We start from the raw sequence: 18,971 nt of genomic DNA on the forward strand, positions 1-18,971 counted from the left end.
AACCTTTACAAAAACCACTAACAAATGAAAAATAATTTTAACCGTAGAAAATTTTTACAGTATACAGGCATGGCAGGATCTGCTGCCTTATTGGCCGGGAAAGCATTTTCCAACCCATATAGACCGGAAAAGGAGGATGAGATAGGCCTTTCTAAATGGGAATTGGAGACTCCTTCTTTGTGTTTGGATTTGGACATTATGGAAGAAAACCTCAAAAAGGTGCATAAGAATCTCGAGGGTACAGGTATTGGCGTAAGGCCGCATACCAAAACACACAAATGTCCTGCCCTTGCAAAACTTCAAATGGAAGCCGGAGCGGTGGGTGTTTGTACTGCTAAACTAGCAGAATCGCAGGTGATGCTTGAAAATGGCATTTCACAGGTGCTTATGACCGGAGTGAATATCAGTAAGCCGAAAATCAGGAAGGCCATGCAATTGCGTAAAGCGCATAATGGATTTATTCAGGCTGTAGACAACAAGCAAAATGCCCGGGACTTACAGGATGCTGCCAAGGAGGCGGGAGTTATCGCTGACGTGGTGGTCGACTTGGATGTGATCCGAAGATCGGGTGTACCTACCGGTTTACCAGCGCTTGAATTGGCCCAATTGGTGGATCAACTTCCAAATTTAACTTTTAAGGGGATTTTGGCTTATGATGGTGGAGCGCAGCATATAAAAGGGTTCCAAAAGAGAAAAGAAAGAACCATTCAAACTTTTGGTCCTGTATCAGAGACCTATGCCATGATGGAAAAAGCCGGTTTGAATATGGAGATTTTTAGCGGAGCAGGTACAGGAACCTATAATATGATGGGTGAGGTACCTGGTTTTACAGATGTTCAGGTAGGTAGTTATTTGTTTATGGATACCCAATACATGGCCATTGGTAGTGAGCGCAATGAAAGTTTGTACGATGATTTTGATCCGGCACTTACAGTCCTGGCAACTGTGATCAATACCAATCATTCCAACAGGCTAATAACTGATTCAGGAGCCAAAGCTTTAACCATTAATAAGCCCAGTGGCATAGTGATTGGTGAAACGGGTTTTAATTATAATGCCGGTTCGGATGAATACGGAACGGTTACCTTCGAAAGCTCCAATAAATCGTATAAAACCGGGGATATTTTGGAAGTTATTGTTCCTCACTGTGATCCCGTAGTGAATTTATATGATCGTATATATGGTATCCGAAAAGGAAAAGTAGCAAGCATTTTGCCTATTTTAGGAAGGGGTCAATCGCGGTAATTTGTAAGGATTGTTTTGCCTTTATGATATTAGTAAAACCTTTAATCGTTTGGGTTAAAGTATAGAGAGCAGCTTAATCTAGGTATGGCTTGTATTTAACTTTAATAGTAAAGTACAGGTCATGCCTTAATAGCCATTAAAGGTTTCCTATGGGCCAAAAACCTATGGTTTAGCCATTACTCAGGTTTTTATTTTGAGGCTCCGCTTCTTTAGCCTTGATTTCTTCCGCTTTGCCATTTTTTGGTTTAGAGGTCAACATGCCAAGCATCATGGCAAGGGAAGTAAAAATGATTACCTGAATGATCAGTGAGTCATTGATTATGGGAATGGACATGGTTAGCGGTACACTCAAATACAATAGAATAGTTACCAAACCTCTTGGAGAAATAAACATCAAAGGCAAAAGGTTAATTTTAAATATTTTTAAAATTAATGCCCTCAACAGAAAAATACCTGCAGTGATTGAAACAGACCATATAAGGGTTTCTGTATTGATAAGTTCATTGGTTTCAATCAAGAATCCAAACACTAGAAAGAATAAGGTCCGAATCAAGAAAGTAAGCTCCATGGTGAGCTCTTTAAACTTTTTAATTTCTTTTTTAAAACTTTTTGTATGTAGTTTTTTTACGAAAACGCTTTGTTTGAGCTGGTTAAGGTTACCTATAAACAAGCCAAAAAGAAGGATAAATATTAAAGCAGGTAAATGGTAAAGTTCTGAGACTGCAAAGATCAATACAATCATTAAAATAATAGGAGCGAATTTTACCGGATGTTTGATGCGGCTTAACAAAAAGGCCAGCATAATGGTAGCAAAAAAAGTAACGATTAAAATCATGACTATCTCCCCAAAGAATAGGCCTAGGGTTTTGACGTTCATGATTTTCTTTTCCAATAAAAAATTAAAAAGGAGCACCCCAAAAATATCAGAAACGCTGCTTTCATACGTTACAAATTCACGGTTTACCGCTCTTAAGTTTTGTACGGAAGGGATGGCAATAGCACTACTTATAATAGCGAAAGGTATGGCGTTGAGTAAAGCAGATTTAAATGCCACATCAGTGAAAAACTGTATGGCGTAGGCCAAGCTGAAACTTATTATAATAACTGGAATAATAGCAATCAAAACTGTTTTTCCTACAAAAGACAACTTTGAAGTATCAAAATCCAGTTCAAGGGCACCTTCTAATACGATCAGTACCAAACCGATGGTGCCAAGAAAAGGCAATACGGTGGTTAGATCCGGAATATCCAAATCAAAAAAGCCAGCGGCTTGATTTGCTGCCCAGCCCATAGCGAATAACAAAATCACTGGCGGGATTTTTGTTCTTGCTGATGTGATGTCAAAAAAATATGCAAAGAGCATTAAAGCACAAAGCACAATAATTATGGGTAGGGTCATAGATAGGTGGTTTAGGTTTAGGGGGTTTTCTCCATTAATATTTATTCAAACTCCTCTATTCCTCATTTATTTAAAGCATGCCAAACATAAATTTACAATAAAGTCTGTCAAGTTAAAAGTTTACCTTTTATTAAAGCTTAAATTTTTATTAATTACAAGTGGTTCTTTAAAAACAATAAATTACCTTCCCAACCGTCTTATGAAACTTATATTCGCAGTAATCTTTTCTGTTTGTGTACTATTTCAATATCCGGTTTTTGCCCAAAACTCCCTGCCCATAGGCACTCACCCACCTGCCCTAACCTTTGACCATTTTCCCAACAGGAGCTTTGCCTTTGTATGGAGGAACTGGAACCTTGTGAGCCCTGAAAAATTGGCAGAAACCATACACTGTAAGCCTGCGGACATTATTATGCTTGCACAGCTTATGGGCTTGGAGGATCAAAAGTTGCTTCCGGAGAAATTTCAAGACCAAATTTATATAAGTTTATTGCGGAGAAATTGGCATTTATTGCCTTATGATCAATTGCTTACCCTGCTGGACATGGATAGGGAAAGGCTTGAATTTGCATTAAAGGAAGATGATTTTTTATTCTATAAATTTGGGAACCTCAAACCGGCCTGCCCTGAGCTGCGATTTACAAATCCCACTGCGGAGGAGGTAAAAAAAGCAATGGCCATAAAAGAACTTATCCAGCCGATCATTGAAAAAAATAATACAGTAGAATCAGAGGAGCTTTTTGAATTTATAGAGGCACTGAAAACCTTTGATGAGGAAGAAATTTTTATCGAGAAAGATTCGTTAAAAGAGGATCAACTTCGTTTTATTTATTCTTATTTTGGAATTTTTGGTGACCCTTTGATGGACGAAGAAAATGATCCCTTTCCCAATGGGTTATTGCAAAAACTAGCTCTAAAGGGTGTAAATGGAGTGTGGATGCATGTAGTTCTCGGTCAACTGGCACCTCAGGGGGAGGAGTTTCCGGAATTTGGAGAAGACAGTGAAATTCGCCTGAAGAATTTACAAAAGATAGCCCAGCGGGCCAAAAAATTTGGAATAGATATCTACCTCTATATGAACGAACCTCGGGCACAGCCTATGGCTTTTTTTGATCACCGTCCAGAAATGGCCGGAGTAAAAAAAGATGGTTTTGCTACCATGTGTACGAGTGACGAGCAGGTAAGAAATTGGATGGAAAAATCGCTTACCCATGTTTTTACCGAAGTTCCTGAATTGGGAGGAGTTTTTACCATCACAGCTTCAGAAAACCTTACCAATTGTGCTTCTCATGGAGGGAAAGACCAGTGTCCTCGATGCAGTAAGCGACCTTATGAAGACATCATAGCAGAAGTAAACCGTACCATTGGAAATGGAGTACATGCTGCCAAACCAGAGGCAAAAGTTATCGCTTGGGACTGGGGATGGAATGGACATGGCATGGCAAGAGAAGTGATCGATAAATTGCCAGAAGATGTATGGTTGATGTCTGTTAGTGAATGGGCCAAGCCTATTGAAAGAGGAGGGGTTTCCAATACAGTAGGAGAATATTCAATATCTGCTGTAGGGCCTGGTCCTAGGGCCAAATCACATTGGAGTGGGGCAAAAAAGAACCTGCTAAAAACAGTAGCCAAAGTACAATTTAACAATACCTGGGAGTTGTCTGCCATCCCATGGCTACCTGTCATGGACTTGGTTGCTGAACATGCAGCAAATTTGGCACAAATGGATATAGATGGAGTGATGTTAAGCTGGACTTTAGGATCCTATCCTTCGCCCAACCTAGAGGTAGCGAAAAAATTCTCCGATAATCCGGATGCGACAGAGGAAGAAGTGTTGAATGCCCTGGCCCTTGAAAGATATGGAAGAACCGCTGTTCCCTATGTAAGAAATGCTTGGACTACATTCAGTACAGCTTTTAAAGAATATCCCTATGATATTCGGGTGGTTTATTCTGCTCCTCAACAATATGGGCCATCCAATTTATTGTTCCTGAAACCCACAGGTTATCGGGCAACCATGGTTGGTTTTCCTTATGATGACTTGAAAGGCTGGGCCGGGCCCTATCCCCCTGAAACCCTGATCTCCCAATTTGAAAAAATGGCCCATCAGTGGAAAAGAGGGCTTAAATTTCTGGAAGGAGCTATTTTAGTTACGAAAGAGGAGGCAACAAAAAGACTATTGGAAGAAGACCTTAACCTGGCCAAGGCTGCCTACCTTCATTTTCAGTCGGTTGGGCAACAGGGTCGCTTTATTATGGCAAGAGACATTTGGCTTGAAAGCCAAAAAACCGATACAGTACTTAGAGATCAGGTGAAAGAAATTTTAGAGCAAGAAAAACAAACGGCGATTGACCTGCTTGAAGTATCAAGCAAGGATTCCAGAATAGGATTTGAGGCCTCCAACCAGTATTACTATGTACCTCAAGATTTATTGGAGAAAGTTATCAACTGTCAATTTTTGATCGATGAACTTGATAAATAGGCTATTTGAAAAATCCAAAAAGCATTAACAGTAAACATTATCAATGGCTAAGAGGCTACCAACTACTATTCCTTCTTCATATAAGATTTGACAGCCCTGTTTTTTTACTTTCCTCTCAAAGCAAGCCTGCCCTGAGGAACGAAGTATCAGGAGAATAAATGAACGGAGGAATTAATGTCAAAAATATTTCTAAACCATTGAATAGAGGGTTGACCTACATCATCTTGCTACAATATCCTATAAGTCCCATTTAAAAGTTTCATGTATGTATCAGATTGAAATTATTCAATGACAAGATTCTTACTTCTGGGATACTTGACCTCATACTTCAATTCCAGCGCCTTTGTAGCTGAAGGAGCCAATTCGAAATCCCATTTGATTTCACCGGTTTTAGTATCATGTTTCCCCCCGGAAAGACTTTGTACTGTTACTTCTATTTCTTCTAAGGTAGAAACAGGCACCTGATCTAAAACAACCATTGATATAGGCTGGCTCTTATTGTTTTTAATGGTGGTTTTCCACATCCTGCTTGATGTCTTTTTGTTTCCTAAGAAAGATTTCTCGGTAAAGTCCTTTTCTTTTTCCCTCTTTACAGTCACCATTTTATCTCTTCCTAGGGAAATTTCTAGGGTATCAGAAGCGTAGCCTACATCCAGCAGGCTTTTACCTACAAAGGTTTGTTCAAAAAAGACATTGGCCTCTCCTTCTAATAGTTGGTATTGTTCCCAGTTAGTAATCCCAGCAATCAGGTAAGCCGTGTTATTGACCTTCGGGACAGCAAAGTATTGATAAAAAGCAGGCAATTCATAGGTGACCATATCCACAGTATAATTTTTACTGTCTGATTGAATGGAATAGGGGGTGGTAATTTCGAAGGTAACGGCCGTTTGGTTTTCAACTTGTGCCATTGGAATGGGTTGACTTTGCATGGCTTGAGCTTCATCAGCGTCAAATTTTACCTCTTGCCTTTCAGCCATACCTTTCATCCGTTTACTAATTCCATAAGCAGTAACGGCTACCTCATTCAGTGCAACCTTATCCTCTCTCATTACCACATTCATAACATCTGCGGTAATTGGCAGGGTTTGCGAAACATACCCAACAAATGAATAAGTTAATTGGCTGGCACGGTTAGGCAAGGTGATACTGTAATTACCCCCAAAATCTGAAGTGGCACCAATGGTTGTTCCGGACACAACGATGGTCACACCGGGTAGACCATTTCCCTCTGGGTCCATAACTTTTCCTGCCACGCTTCCTGTCCTTTGGCTATAACTGGGAGGGGCAGTATTGTAATTGAGCAAGTAGGGTCGTAGTTCGGGGGCAACACCGGAGACACTAGGCTCCGCTGAAGAAAAGGTAAGTTTCACATTCTCCCAATCTACTTTAGTGTCCTGTCTGAGATTGGCCTTATAATGCAAGCTAACCGGACTATTAATATCTTTGGCTCGAATGTCATAGGAAGGAAACCAGCCAGCATTGTCAACAAGGTAGGACAGCTCGAAAGAAAAGCTACCGGATACTTTAGCATCTACTCTTACCAATACCTCGCCTGAAGCAAACTCTTTTTCACCAGCTAGAGAATTGATTTGACTCTGAAGGTTGTTTTTCTCTTCAAGTAATTTCTTAATGGTACTGTTCCTTTCTATGGTTTGCAGTTTTAAGGCAGTGAGTTGATTGCCATAATATTCAGCCGCTTGTTTAAGGGTGGTTACATTTAGGGTTTCGTTTTTACCTCCTATGAGCCGATTGGTTTGGAGAAAAATGATTTCCTCTTGGGCAATGGACAAATAAGTGTTTTCCAATTCAATTTTTTCATTGACCTGTTCAAGGGCTTTTTCCAGCTTAAGGAGAGATGCCGATTTTTCTGATTGATTCAGAAAGTTTTGTTGGTGATTTATGCCCAATACAGTCAATTCACCATCGGCTTTAAGTTGTATGCTTTTGGGAGCTATAAAAGGAGAGAGGTGGGTGAATTTGACAATGGATTCCCCTTTTGGCAATGTGACTGTTTCCTTGCGGAGTATCTGGGCCCCTTTTAAAAAGACGGTGGCTTCCTCCACCTTGGATTGGACTTCTTTCTCAGGGCTTACTTGAGCGATGGATTGATGAAAAATTAGGAGCAAGAAAAGGGAGGATAAGATTTTCATAAGAATTGGATATTTATACAAACCGGATTTAAGCACTTTCCTAAAAATTACTGTTTTTCGCGCACTTATTTTTCCTATACGAGGCGATAGAAGTAAATGTCACAAATCAGGCCAAAAATCGTAATAGTGAGAATTATTAAAATACCAAAGTGGAAAAACTGAAGAGAAAATAAAATCGCAATGGATTAGGTTAAAAAATGAAGGTCAATCTTTATATTATTAAGGGATTTTAATTTTTTGGGTCAAAATAAATGTCCAGACACTAGCATCTTTTACCTTTTCTTAACTATTTTGAATGAGTAAATCAATTCAGTAAATGGCTGGGAATTGTAATAAAAGAATTGGTTCACAACAGGTTATTCGCCTCAATTTCCACTAATAAGTAAACAATGGGAAAGGAAAAATATTCAATCGGCTTTATTTTCATAATGCTATGCCTATGTCAGTTTATGGCAAATGCGCAAGAAGACAAAGCTATCCGTGAGGAATACCTGAAGGAGTTGATTCTTTTACAGGAGAAACCTTCTAGTCATGATAGCTTTGTTAGTTTTCATGACCTTACCTGGGAAGATTGGATAGAAAGAACCGGAGAATTACCCCCTAATTACGGGGTAATTCCCTCCATTCCTTTTCTGCCTGATCCACTGATCATTGGAGAGGGCAAAGAAAATGAGAAGATTACCACCATGGCTCAATGGGCGTCGCAAAGGGAATATTTTAAGGAGCAGGTGAAACACATCCTTTCAGGGACTTTCCCTGATCCTCCTACCAATCTGAAAGCTGAGATCTTGTCCGAAAGGACAGAAAATGGAGTCAGCATTCAGATGATTGAACTTCGGTTTGGAGAAGACCATAAGGCCAAATTGACATTGGAGTTGTTTACTCCGCCGGGCGATGGGCCATTTCCTGTATTTATGACGCAATGGAACCACCGAGGATGGGCACAGATAGCTGTAAGGAGAGGTTATATGGGCTTGATTTATGCCGGGGCTGATGCGAAAGACGATACCAGAGAATACCTGGAACGCTATCCTGAATACGATTGGTCCACATTGATGGCAAGAGCCTGGGGTGCCCATAGGGCGGTGGATTATTTGTATACATTAGGTAAGGTTGACAAATCCAAAATAGCCATAACCGGTCACTCCAGAAATGGAAAACAATCTCTGTTTGCTGCTGCTTTTGATGAGCGGATTACAGCTACCATTACAAGCAGCGGAGGAACAGGAGGAGAATTTCCTTACCGCTATACCGACGAGAGGCACTCCAATGAATCCATTGACTTTCTAGTTTCCAGACGTACCCATTGGTTGCATCCCCGAATACGTTTTTATTCGGGCAGAGAGCATAAAATGCCCATCGATCAAAATTCCTTAATGGCGCTGATTGCTCCGAATTCTTTAATGTTAAGCTCTTCCATTCGAGAAGGAGGTGGAGGTGATCCTTGGGCCATCGAGCAAATATATACTTCACTAACCAAAGTTTATGACTTTCTTGGTGCTCCAGAAAAGCTTGGCATTAGGCTAAGAGATGGAGAGCATGCGGTTTCAGAAAGGGATTTGGAAGCCTTTATGGATTGGCTGGACATACAATTTGGCAGGAAGAATTTCCCATGGGAAAATCAGCTTTTTTACAATTATAGCTTTGAAAAGTGGAAGAGAGAAAGTGGGGAATCCATTGAGCTTAGCAAGTTTCCTATTCAGTCGACCCAAAATATTCCGGCCAATGTATCCCAATGGGAAAAGACCCAAGTAAAAATAAAAGAGGACCTTATCTGGCTGTTGGGCGATGAACCCGCAGGCCTACCTGCCAGTGACATTGAGACATTTAGCGAAAAGGAGGATTATGTTAGCAGGTTTATGCCTCGACCAAAGGTGAAAAATGGAAAAAAACTTAACATTACCCCTTATAATGCCATGGGCGATTATTTGTATGGAGCGCTTTATGTTCCTACTGATGAAGCTGGTGAAAGAAAAACTGGCCCCAATGGAAAAATCCCTGCAGTTCTTTTTTTACACAAATATACCAATACGGGTTACAATAATGAGTTAAATGAATTGATTGATGGGTTGTTGGCCAAAGGGATAGCCGTTTTGACGTACGATATGATTGGCTATGGAGCCAGAATAGAAGAAGGTACTTTGTTTTACCAAAGGTATCCCCATTGGTCCAAGATGGGCAAAATGGTCACCGATGCCAGAGGGGCTGTGGATGCATTAGAAAGTATTGATTTTATCGATAAGGATAAGATTTTTGTTGGGGGCTATGCTTTGGGTGGAACAGTAGGCTTAATCACGGCTGCACTGGAACCTAGAATAGCAGGGCTTGCTTTGTCCAGCGCTTTTACCCCTTTGAGAAATGCCTCTGGAAATGTGGAGGGATTAAAAGCCTTTTCGCATTTGTATGGGCTAATTCCAAGGTTGGGGTTTTTTGATGGACAGGAAGGTCGCATTCCAGTGGATTTCCCTGAAATGCTTGCCAGTATTGCCCCAAGACCCCTAATGGTTATTTCTCCGGAGTTGGACAGGCATGCTGACCATGAAAATGTCGTTAATACCATGGAAGGTTTAAAGCAGCTTTACCAAAAAATGGGAGTAGGGGATGAACTGGAATGGCAAAGCCCTCATGCTTTTAACCATTTTACGGAAGCCCAACAACAGGAAATGATCAAATGGCTGGAGCAGCAAGTGGCAAATTAAATTATTAGGGCTTAAGTTTGAGAAAAAAATACAAATCAATCATGACAATTTTAAAGAGGTCTGTTTATGCAGGGGTCGGTAACCCTACCGGAATCAATTTTAATAGGAATAAAGGATTGATCCTACATTATCCATTGGTTTTTTTGATTGTGTTTTTAGGTCTGGTATTGGAAAGTATGGGACAATTTCAGAGCAAAAGCTCAGATATAAACTATATAGAACCGAATGTGGATACCGGTACTTCAATGGCTACGGTAGCGGAAGATGTCCCATTGGCCTTTACGGATCAAGTTTTTCCATTGGATGACAATGGAAATCTATCAGCGCCCAATGACCTCAAAGTACAGGTAACTCAAGTTATGAACAATTTAGAACGTACTTTGCAAGCTGCGGATACCGATTTAAGTAAGTTGTTAAGGCTAAATGTTTACCTTCAGAAAGAAGAACATTCCAGACCTGTTCGTGAGTTTATTAAAGAATTATTACCTGAAGGAGCGTTTCCGGCCATTACCCTGATAGTTGCTAATCAAGCTCGGGAGCAGGTTTTAGTGAGTATGGATGGGATTGCTGTTGCGCCAATGACTTCAGTAACATCTCGGGGCGTGAATCTTCCTTTTAGCAAAGGGCTTTACGAAAAAACCAACCGTGCGGCTGTTGCTGTCTTACCGACAGGCAGAAAAGTATTTATTGCAGGTCAGGCTGAACCTGGCAAAGACCTTTTAGAGGCCAGTGACAAAACCATGCAAAACCTTTTTGCTACCCTGGCTTATATTGGCGCCAGTGCCAGTGACGTGGTTCAGGTTAAAGCTTTTATCAATCCCATTGAGGATGCGGCAGCAGTAGAAGAAGTGATCGCTGCTTTTTTCAGAGGGCAGCTAGTACCCCCCATTGTCATGGTGGAATGGTTGGTAGAAGAAAACAAGGCTGAAATAGAATTGGTCGCTTCGGCTCCTGAGCATTACAATGACAAAGAAGCCGTCAGTTATTACGCTCCACCGTGGATGATCCAGGCTACCACCTACAGTAGGATAGTTGACATTAAAGCAGGAGGGCTATTGTTTACTTCCGGCTTGTATGCGACAGAAGGAAAAGATGAGGAAGAAAAAACGAGAAACCTTTTTGAAACCTTGTCGCGAATTCTTGAAAAAGCCGGATCAAGCTACGACCACCTGGTAAAAGCAAGTTACTATCCTTCCCATGAAAAAGGTCGTGAAGGTTTGATGAAAGTAAGGACAGCATTTTACAATCCCGAAAGACCTCCGGCTGCCTCCTTGATACGGATTCAGGGAACAGGCCGTGAAGGCATTTACTTAAATATGGACATGGTTGCAGTGGTGCCGGATTGATTTGACAAAGCTTTTCAAGCCTATGGTCTGGTCTAAGTTTAGCAGCGCGTAACTTAGACCCAAAATGCTGAAAGTTTTCAACTTTCCTAACCGCAACTAGGTGTAATTTGTAAACGCTCACCTTGTCCAAATTAATAGTTTTACTAGGCCGAAAGCGGTTGCTCTACTCAACATCCGCAGTTAACCGCACAAAGCCCATTTCATCTTGCCTATTTATAAACATCCAAATTTTACCGTCCTTGACAAAATGGTAGCCAGGTGGTGTATTTAGCGCTTCAACAAGAGACGCTGCAAGCACATTAAAATCAATGTCAAAAACAGTCAGGTACACAGCTGATTCAATATCCTCATAATTTTCTACATCGTTTCCTATTTTGATAATTTTATGAGAAAACCGGTAAAACAGCTGCTTCTCTTCATCCCAAAGGGGAGCCATAAAATTAATCTCCCTACGCATGTCTAAGGATGTCTGCTTAAACGCCTCTTCGTTTTCAAAATCATGATTGTATTCCCCTGTTTTTTTATCAGCAGTCAATTTACTCTGGTAATCAATCTGCAACAGGCTGTCATTATCATAAAGTAAAATACTGTTTGAAATTTCATTGCTGATAATGTAACTTTTTTGGTGCTTACTTATCGTTACAGTTGGAGAGGACATTTGGATTCTGGAAGGACTGCTTAATTTAAAACGAAAATTTTCTAATGCTTCAAAAGGTAAAGGTACTTTAGTAAGGGATTGAGTATCTGTATTCAAAATTCCCAAGGCATACGTTTTCTTACTATTATCTCGAATCAAGCCTATCATGGTGTGCAGATCAACCATCTGGTTACTTAAAAATTGAAAACTTTCACTTTCTGCCATCATGTCTCCGGCAAATGGTATACCGTAAAAGGCAAATTCACTCCTTTTACCTCCTTCTAAATCGAATAGCCTTACATTCATATAGCCCATAAAAGCAATGGAATTGGACGAAATGAGATTGATTCCAAAAACCATTTCGCCTACCCCATTGGGCCCCTCTTTTTCAAAGGGAAGTTTATCTGCCAGTATCCCCTTGTTCAAATCAATCTTTTCGAGGGTATAATCATTTGGGTTAAAATTATACAAGTATTCCTTTTTCTCATCAAGTGCAGCCACCCGAAGCCCGGCATTTAAGTAAAGGAATTCATTTCCCGTATCGATTAGAAGGGTATCAAGTGTATAATGCATCTCTAACGGATGATTCACTTTGCCCTCTTTTGTTTCTCCACAATAAACTAATAAACCACATAGAGCAATGATGAATGATTTTTTCATAGTTTAAGTTTTATTAGGTAGGAGCATTTATGATATTCTAAATTCGATGATTAATTACAAATCAAACTCAAGTCGCACAAACCCCATTTCATCTTCCATATTCTCAAAAATCCAGATCTTGCCATCTTTGGCGAAATGGTGAGAAGGTGCTTTGTCCAAAACAGGCACATGGGACTCCCGCAATAAATTAAAATTACCATCATAAACAGAAAGATAAACTTTGACTGAGGATGGTTTTGGTATGAGTTGACTAAGAGAAGGGCTTACATCCTGGCTGAATTCCATTTCGTAGGAAAACCTTAAATACACCTGACGACTCTCGTCCCAAAAAGGACTGGTGTAAGAAATTTCGGTTAAACTTTCCCTAAGGAGCTCTTGAAACAAAAGCCTGTCGTTTATTTTTTCTGGAAAAACGGTCTCTTTTTCCCTGGGAATCCAACCGTTCTCAAAAGTCTTTTTGTGAAACGCTTTCTCTCCGGCTTCCATAATAGATAGGTCTGAACTTCCAAACAAGCCCAGCAATACCTTTTCATTGATCACCTTCAAGTATTCCCCTCCTCCTACAAACAAAGAAGTTGTCCCATCGTCAAAATCCGTTTGGTATTGAATTGATTTTTTTAATAATGGATTCTTCACTTTTCGGTAGGTTTTTTCATCGATATCCCAAAACAATACGGCTGGTTCCCGATTTCCGGGAGCTATATATACTCCAACATATGAAGAGGTGGTACCGGGTAAACGCTCAGGAAATAGCACGTTCCCTTCTTCCTTACTTGAAACAAATGTTGGGATTTCCCATGGTCCTACGGAAGACAATTTATTCCCACTGCTGTCAAACAACGCATGCCTTCTATAGCCAGACATCAAAAACCGGTCACCATCCACAAGTTTTATTCCATACATATAGTCTCCTAAGCCATTTGGTCCATTTTCTTCGAAAGGGAGTATGGACGCAAGTGCCAACTTATCCAGATCGATCTTTTCGATAGAAAAAGTTTGCCGATTTAGGTTATATAGGTATTGCTTTTTATCATCAAGTACAGCCGAACGCAGTTCATTGTTCAGAAACAGGATTTCCCCTTTGGAATCGATCTTTACAGTATCAAGTGTAAAATTCAAATCCGCAACTATCCCATTTTCACCGGAAGAATCGCCAGACCCACATGCCCACAAAAAGAAAAAAATGAAATAGTAAATGAAGTGTTTCATAGGGTTTTCCTATTTCTTTTCAACCTTTTACGTCATGAAGTGACAATCGTAAAAACCCCATTTCATCCTCGAAATTTTTGTAGATCCAGATTTTTTGATTCTTCACAAAAAATTTAAGTGGTGTGATAGTCAAGGATTTAATTCTATGTTCTGACACCAAATCAAATTCTGAATCAAATACACTTAAATAATTAGTGGTTCTTGTAGGCCCTTCTTCAATTTTTCCGTCATTATACACCTCATTAAAGCTAAATCTATAATGTAACTTCCGATCTGGGTCATATAATACCCTTGAAAAATTAATATCCTCTCGAACGGCTAAAACTTGCGCTTTAAAAGTTTCAAAACTTTCTGTTTTGGGTACAGATGGCCCTTTTCTAGATAAATTGAAGATTTTATGGTTTGGCTGTTTGAACTGAAGAGTGTCATTCTTAAGGTCAAGAATATAAACCGCACTATCAGTTATATTCGAGATATAAATTTGATCCTCAAATAAATCCAGGTATGGTGTAGGGCCATTCATTGTTAATGTTTTGCCTTCCTGGTCGGTTAACCCTATATATTGTTTTTCAACATCATTAAATTCGGGTAAATCTATGATTTCTACAATTTTGGTCTTAAGATCAATTTTGGCAAAAATATATTCCATTTCTCTCCAATCATTAAAAATAGCATAAATCAGGTTTGTATTATTAGGATGAATTTGGATCTCTTGGAGACTAGCGCTTGGGCTAATTTGACTACCCTTTAAATCATGAATATCGAAGGAGATATCCAATATTTTTTCACCTTCCAAATTCACAATGCCACTTCTTTCATAAGAACTAATAAAAAAAGTATCGTTTTGTAGGTAGCGAATATTATGAATATTTGTTCCAATCCCATCTGGACCTTCTTTTTCCATTGGGTAAGTATTTACCAATTCCAATTTATCCAAATCAATTTGTTCGATATGGTGTTTGTCCAGGTTGAAATTAAACAGGAATTTTTTATCTTCAGAAAGGTCAGAGTGACGTAGGTAAGAATTTAAATAAAGAAATTGATCTTTAGCATCTACCCTTACAGAATCAATAGAAATGGAAATTGAATCGGATTTTAAACCTTCATTATTTTGTTGGCTACATGCAAATAAAATAATAATCAATGGAAGAGAAGATAATCGTAACATATTTTCAAAGGTTAGATTAAATCTAACAAAAGTATATTTGGATTCCAAAATCAGGATAAATTATCCTTAGACAGATTATTTTTACTTTCTCTTTTGACGGATAACTTTAGCTTATTAGTAGCTACTTATTTAAGAAATTCTCCGTCTGGTCTATATTTAGCGTAGTGTAACTTAGAACTAAAAGGCCGGAAGTTTTCAACTTTCCCAACTCGAGCTAATCCAGAAAAACTAGTAAGCTTCCATTTCCCTCCCATAGTCTATGACAGTATTTAATTGTTTGAGGTAGCTATTTGACTGTTTGGAAATTGTGCTTTCAAGTTAAATTCCAATTGAATTTGCAATTCGGTTTTGAGAATAGAAAAAAGATCTCGAATTTTAAACCAAAAGCAACTTGGTAAGGATATTTTCTTAAGTTGAAAACTTTCGTCATGGTAGGTTTAAAGTTATTGCTACCCCTTAAACTTCGACCAGAAGGGAGCATTCACTAAGCTCGAATCAATTGTATTTCTGTTCTAAAGATTATATATGAGTAATTCAAAGATTTTTTTGAGTGTAATTTACCTTTTGCTACTAAGCATTCATTCCAACCTATTGGCTCAGGAGCGGCCTCCAAATATTGTATATATCCTGATAGATGATTTGGGTTGGAAAGACCTGGGCTGCTATGGCAGTGAATTCTATGAAACGCCAAATATTGACAAGCTAAGGTCCCAAGGGATGAAGTTTACAGCTGCTTATTCTGCAAGTCCGGTTTGTTCTCCATCTCGTGCCAGTATATTGACCGGTAAAAACCCTGCGAACATTGGTTTTACCGGACATATCACTGCCATTGGTAAACATAGGTATCCGGAGGAAGGGAGGATTATCCCCCCAGATGATTATATGCACGTTTCGCTTGAAGAAAAAATGATTCCTGAAATTTTGCTTCAGTCAGGCTATACCTCGGCTAGCATAGGTAAGTGGCATGTTGGGGAAGAAGAGCAATATTTTCCTACGCACCAAGGATTTGATATTAACATTGCTGGATATGAACATGGCAGTCCTCCCACCTATTGGGGGCCATTTGAATCGGAGAAAAGCTGGAACCCTGTCATAAAGAACCTAGACAATAGAGAAGAAGGGCAATATTTAACCAACAGGCTTACCGATGAAGCCATTAATTTTATAGATAAGAATAAAGAGGGCCCCTTCTTTTTGTACCTGTCCCATTATGCAGTGCATACCCCGTTAGAGGCGCCTGATTCTTTGGTGAATAAATATGAATTGAAGTTAGAAGGGCAAAAGGAGCAAAAGAATGCGATTTATGCAGCCATGATAGAGAATGTGGACTGGAATGTCGGAAGGTTATTGAAGTTCTTGGACTCACTTGGCCTGGACAAAAATACCATCGTTGTATTGGGAAGCGATAATGGAGGGGAAGGTAGGGTGACCAATAATGCCCCACTCAGAGAAGGCAAAGGTTATATTTATGAAGGGGGTATCAGGGTGCCATTAATTATCAAATGGCCGGGTAATGTTAAACCAAACAGTACAAGTAATGTACCTGTGATTACGGATGATATGCTTCCAACCATTGTTGAAATGGCAGGTTTAAGCATTGACAATCAGGACATAGATGGTGTTTCTTTGCTCCCATTATTGACAGGGAAAGGTAAATGGAATCGTGACAAACTTTGTTGGTATTACCCACATTACAGTCCACAAGCCAAAATGCCCGGGTATGCCATACGCATGGGAGAATATAAATTGGTCGAATACTATGATCCTCCATCCGTGGAGTTGTTTGATCTTTCTAAAGACATAGGCGAAACCAATGATTTGAGTGAGGAGAATGGCCAAAAAGTGGAGGAGATGAAAGCATCCTTTAAAGAATGGTTGATGGACTTTAATCCGATACTACATACCGAAAACCCCAATTACAATCCTGATTATAGGTCCAATTAAAATATTGGACTACACTGAGAGCACTATCTGGTCTAAGTTTAGCGGAGCCACAGAAAGGATTTTCAAAACCTTAGCGTCTTAGCGCCTTTGCGCGGATTATGCACAAATTAAACATTGAAAGTTGCACGCAGAGTCGCGGAGTCGCAAAGAAGTATTTTAAAAATCTTAACTCCCAGTCTGGTCTAAGTTTAGGGAAGCGTAACATTAGACCTAAAATGACAAAAGTTTTCAACTTTTATGCCCGCACTAGGAGTAGATTGAATCTACTCCTTCCTATCATAAGTTTTCAGCAATTCGCTTTAAGTCTGAATTATAAATAACCTTAGGGCTAGGTTAATGTACTTTCTGAATTCTACTCTAGTTACCAACCGATAACACTTAAACTTCGTCTAAAAGGTATTCAAAAGGGATTTTATAAAAGAGAAAATTCGTTAACTTTATAAAAGAAATTTCAATAGTATGGACCTAGCTGTTAAAAAAATTGAATTAATTAACTGGTTGACCACGCAAGATGAAACCATGATCAAAAAAGTTGATGCCCTGCGTAGATCTTCCATCGAATCAGCCTACCGTATAAGAATGGGTGAGAATCTGGAATCCAAATTAACCCGATCGGAAGCCGACAAAAAGAGGGGTAAGACTCACAGCCAAGAGGATGTTGAGAATTATTTTAAAAGTAAGTGGGACCGTTGAAGAAAGTACAGGTAATTTGGACAGATGAGTCGATGGGTGATTTGGAAGTCATTTATGACTTTATTGCGGAAAAATCTCGAAAATCTGCAAAAAATGTTGTCCAGTCTATCTTATCTAAAACCAGACAATTAGAAACTTTTCCTGAATCAGGATCACCTTATGAGACCAATATATCGATAGGAGTTTCATACCGCTTCTTAGTCCAAGGAAATTATAAGATTATCTACAGTATTGAAAGAGACGCTTTGTATGTAGAAGCCGTAGTAGATACCAGACAGGATCCCGCTAGTTTAAGGTTTTAACTATCCCATTATTGGTCTAAATTTTTGCCCTATATAGGGCTATTCTAGTCTGGTCTAAGTTTAGCGAAGCGTAACTTAGACCCAAAAGTATGAAAGTTGAAAACTTTCATACTTTCCCAAAATTAAAATAAACGTTAAGAGTTTCGCACAGAATTGCGGAGCCACAGAAAGGATTTTCAAAACCTTAGCGTCTTAGCGCCTTTGCGAGGATCATGCACAAAGTAAACATTGAAAGCTGCACGCAGAGTCGCGGAGTCGCAAAGAAGTATTTTAAAAATCTTAGGGCCTTCTCGAGATCCTACTCCCCAGTCTGGTCTAAGTTTAGGGAAGCGTAACATTAGACCTAAAATGACGATTCATTGTTAGGAATACGAAAATTTAACTCAACAAAATTTTCATTAACTTAGTGGAACAAATAAACAGGAACAAAATGGATATTCAATCAATAAAAGTGGACCTAATCCATTGGATCACAAAGCTAGATGATCGAAAAGTACTTGAACAAATGCAGGCTTATAAAGATAGACAAGAAGAAGGTTTAAGTAAGGCTCATAAAGCATTGTTGGATGAGCGAATAGCTTCCTATGAAAAAGATCCTAGCAAGGTATTGGATTGGGATGATGTGATGAAGGATATTGAAAATGGCCAATGAGCTATAAGGTAAAGCTACTCAGTGAGGCTAGTATGGACATCAAAGAAATCATTAAATGGTACAATGAAAAAAGGCAAGGCCTAGGTAGTCGTTTTTATAAATCTTTAAAAACAAGACTAAATTACATCAGTAATTATCCGTTTCAATGTCAGGTTGGATATAGAGATGTTAGAAATATATTGGTCGATAAGTTTCCATACCAAATTCATTATAGGATAATAGAACCTGACAAATCCATTATTGTTATAGCAGTTACTCATACTAGCAGAGATCCTAGGGTCTGGAAAAGCAAAAGATAATTTCAGCAAAGCTCCCAATCTGGTCTAAGTTTAGGGAAGCGTAACATTAGACCTAAAATGACGTTAGTTTTCAACTTTCATACTTA

The 18,971-nt window shown here is 39.2% G+C and carries 14 protein-coding genes; 9 read left to right on the forward strand and 5 right to left on the reverse strand.

The window, feature by feature from the left end:
* Nucleotides 1-24 precede the first annotated feature (24 nt).
* Nucleotides 25-1,245, forward strand: a complete 1,221-nt coding sequence (locus Q4534_RS12235; protein ID WP_303613460.1) for a DSD1 family PLP-dependent enzyme — start codon at nucleotides 25-27, stop codon at nucleotides 1,243-1,245.
* A gap of 169 nt (nucleotides 1,246-1,414) precedes the next feature.
* Here the strand turns inward: Q4534_RS12235 and Q4534_RS12240 are convergent, their stop codons facing one another.
* Nucleotides 1,415-2,644: a cation:proton antiporter gene (locus Q4534_RS12240; RefSeq protein WP_303613461.1), complete on the reverse strand. Its 1,230-nt coding sequence runs from the start codon at nucleotides 2,642-2,644 to the stop codon at nucleotides 1,415-1,417.
* A 199-nt stretch (nucleotides 2,645-2,843) separates the two neighbouring features.
* Here Q4534_RS12240 and Q4534_RS12245 point away from each other — a divergent pair, with 199 nt between their 5' ends.
* Nucleotides 2,844-5,126 (forward strand): hypothetical protein, encoded by a 2,283-nt coding sequence (locus Q4534_RS12245; protein ID WP_303613462.1) that lies wholly within the window; start codon nucleotides 2,844-2,846, stop codon nucleotides 5,124-5,126.
* Between the two features lie 281 nt (nucleotides 5,127-5,407).
* Here Q4534_RS12245 and Q4534_RS12250 read toward each other — a convergent pair whose 3' ends face one another.
* Complete coding sequence (locus Q4534_RS12250) at nucleotides 5,408-7,276, reverse strand: mucoidy inhibitor MuiA family protein (protein WP_303613463.1); 1,869 nt, start codon at nucleotides 7,274-7,276, stop codon at nucleotides 5,408-5,410.
* 389 nt (nucleotides 7,277-7,665) lie between these two features.
* Here Q4534_RS12250 and Q4534_RS12255 point away from each other — a divergent pair, with 389 nt between their 5' ends.
* Entirely contained in the window at nucleotides 7,666-9,975 is a 2,310-nt protein-coding gene (locus tag Q4534_RS12255; protein WP_303613464.1) for a serine aminopeptidase domain-containing protein, read from the forward strand.
* 41 nt (nucleotides 9,976-10,016) lie between these two features.
* Complete coding sequence (locus Q4534_RS12260) at nucleotides 10,017-11,321, forward strand: Rid family hydrolase (protein WP_303613465.1); 1,305 nt, start codon at nucleotides 10,017-10,019, stop codon at nucleotides 11,319-11,321.
* Between the two features lie 163 nt (nucleotides 11,322-11,484).
* Here Q4534_RS12260 and Q4534_RS12265 read toward each other — a convergent pair whose 3' ends face one another.
* From Q4534_RS12265 to Q4534_RS12275, 3 genes are read right to left on the reverse strand one after another with little or no spacing between them, the layout of a single operon-like run.
* On the reverse strand, nucleotides 11,485-12,618 hold the full coding sequence (locus Q4534_RS12265) for a DUF4221 family protein (RefSeq protein WP_303613466.1): 1,134 nt from the start codon (nucleotides 12,616-12,618) through the stop codon (nucleotides 11,485-11,487).
* 54 nt (nucleotides 12,619-12,672) lie between these two features.
* Complete coding sequence (locus tag Q4534_RS12270) at nucleotides 12,673-13,827, reverse strand: DUF4221 family protein (protein ID WP_303613467.1); 1,155 nt, start codon at nucleotides 13,825-13,827, stop codon at nucleotides 12,673-12,675.
* Between the two features lie 19 nt (nucleotides 13,828-13,846).
* Nucleotides 13,847-15,043 carry a DUF4221 family protein gene (locus tag Q4534_RS12275; RefSeq protein WP_303613468.1) on the reverse strand — a complete coding sequence of 399 codons (1,197 nt, stop codon included), beginning with the start codon at nucleotides 15,041-15,043 and terminating at the stop codon, nucleotides 13,847-13,849.
* Between the two features lie 477 nt (nucleotides 15,044-15,520).
* Between Q4534_RS12275 and Q4534_RS12280 the strand changes: the two genes are divergently transcribed.
* From Q4534_RS12280 to Q4534_RS12300, 5 genes are all read left to right on the forward strand, one after another.
* Nucleotides 15,521-16,939 (forward strand): sulfatase, encoded by a 1,419-nt coding sequence (locus Q4534_RS12280; RefSeq protein ID WP_303613469.1) that lies wholly within the window; start codon nucleotides 15,521-15,523, stop codon nucleotides 16,937-16,939.
* A gap of 459 nt (nucleotides 16,940-17,398) precedes the next feature.
* The gene (locus tag Q4534_RS12285) at nucleotides 17,399-17,632 is read left to right on the forward strand and encodes a hypothetical protein (protein WP_303613470.1); all 234 of its coding nucleotides are present in this window, start codon (nucleotides 17,399-17,401) and stop codon (nucleotides 17,630-17,632) included.
* Entirely contained in the window at nucleotides 17,629-17,934 is a 306-nt protein-coding gene (locus Q4534_RS12290) for a type II toxin-antitoxin system RelE/ParE family toxin (protein ID WP_303613471.1), read from the forward strand. Before Q4534_RS12285 ends, Q4534_RS12290 begins: the two co-directional genes overlap by 4 nt.
* Nucleotides 17,935-18,364: 430 nt before the next feature.
* Nucleotides 18,365-18,586, forward strand: a complete 222-nt coding sequence (locus tag Q4534_RS12295) for an addiction module protein (RefSeq protein WP_303613472.1) — start codon at nucleotides 18,365-18,367, stop codon at nucleotides 18,584-18,586.
* Nucleotides 18,583-18,885 carry a type II toxin-antitoxin system RelE/ParE family toxin gene (locus tag Q4534_RS12300; protein WP_303613473.1) on the forward strand — a complete coding sequence of 101 codons (303 nt, stop codon included), beginning with the start codon at nucleotides 18,583-18,585 and terminating at the stop codon, nucleotides 18,883-18,885. Before Q4534_RS12295 ends, Q4534_RS12300 begins: the two co-directional genes overlap by 4 nt.
* Nucleotides 18,886-18,971 lie beyond the last annotated feature (86 nt).

The organism is Cyclobacterium sp. 1_MG-2023 (assembly GCF_030546805.1).
Classification (GTDB): domain Bacteria; phylum Bacteroidota; class Bacteroidia; order Cytophagales; family Cyclobacteriaceae; genus Cyclobacterium.